We start from the raw sequence: 1,340 nt of genomic DNA on the forward strand, positions 1-1,340 counted from the left end.
AGCCAAGACCGTAATCGATGAACGAATGAAGGAACTGCAGGACATCGCGTTTCGGATCGCCTATGACGAGCAGCTTACGCGTTATTGGACACACCATCCTTATTACAGCCGGGAGTCGATCGGGGCCTTGGTGAAATACAAGGCAACCAGTTCGATCATTGATGAGTTATTCCTCTTCTTTCGTGGAGATCACAATATTTACTCTTCCCAGGGTTTTGAGAACCTTGATGTCTTTACTGGCCGCTACAAATTCAATACCTGGAACGAAACGGATCTGATCAACGACCTGAATACGGTGCCCTTCCCGACTATGCGCCCTGCCGAACAGGTCGTTAAGGGAACGAATGCCCATCATTCCATGCTGGCTTATCTCGTACCGATCGCGCCGAATAACACCCCTGCCCACGGTACGGTGATGTATTTGATCCACGAGTCGAATCTGACCGGACTGATTGACTCGATTCTGAGCGACTATCATGGAATGACCTACATATTCGACAACTACGGTCAAGTCCTGGCCTCCACCCATCGCGGAGAAACGATCACGAAGCAGGATATGAACACCCTCTTTCAACTGGAACCGGGGACCCATAGCCTTTCGTTAAATCACGAGGCCCATTCGGTTGTATCGGTCAAATCCGATTCGGGCTGGACATATGTTGCGGCGATGCCAAGCAGCCAGTTCTTCGGCAGAATCGTTCATATTCGTACTTTCATTGTGCTAGTGTTCTCCTTGGTTGTCGTAACCGGAACCATTCTTGCCATCATGCTGGCCCGAAGACAGTACCATCCCATATCCGATTTAATGGATTTCATTCGTCTCAAAAACGAACCCGAGTCGTTCTCTGCTGCCAACGAGCTCGAATGGATCAAGAAGACGCTGCACGATTACAGTCAGCGCGTCGATTATCAGGAACCCTACGCTCGAAATCACGTTCTGCTTATGCTGCTCAAGCACGGCCATACCGGGGAATTGCCCGCAGAGTTTAAGGAGCAGCTCGGCATTCGCTTCAGCTACTCCCATTATTTTGTGATGTATATGGGCTGGGAAGCAGACGCTTTTCCAGAAGACGAGCGTCAGGAGCGCTGGTCTGCCATTCAACAGCTGCAGGAAGTGGATTTGCCTGAGCATGATGCGTATGCCTACGGCGTGGAGCTGCCACAACCTGATCACTTCGCCCTGATCGTCGGCTTTCATACCGAAACGGGCCATGAAGCCAGTCTGCAAGCCCTGATGGAGCCCATTGTAGATTCCTTAAAATTAACCGCCGCTAACCATACCGGCGCTTATCCGGCGATCGGCATCGGCAATCGATACAGCTATCCGGAGCAGCTCAATC

General features: G+C 51.1%; 1 protein-coding gene. It reads left to right on the forward strand.

All coding sequences use genetic code 11. The features are described from left to right. Positions 1 to 1,340, forward strand: a 1,340-nt coding sequence (locus ACFRAK_RS28900; protein WP_394573180.1) for a cache domain-containing protein, incomplete at both ends; no start/stop codon positions are given.

It is taken from the genome of Peribacillus sp. NPDC056705, from assembly GCF_043656335.1.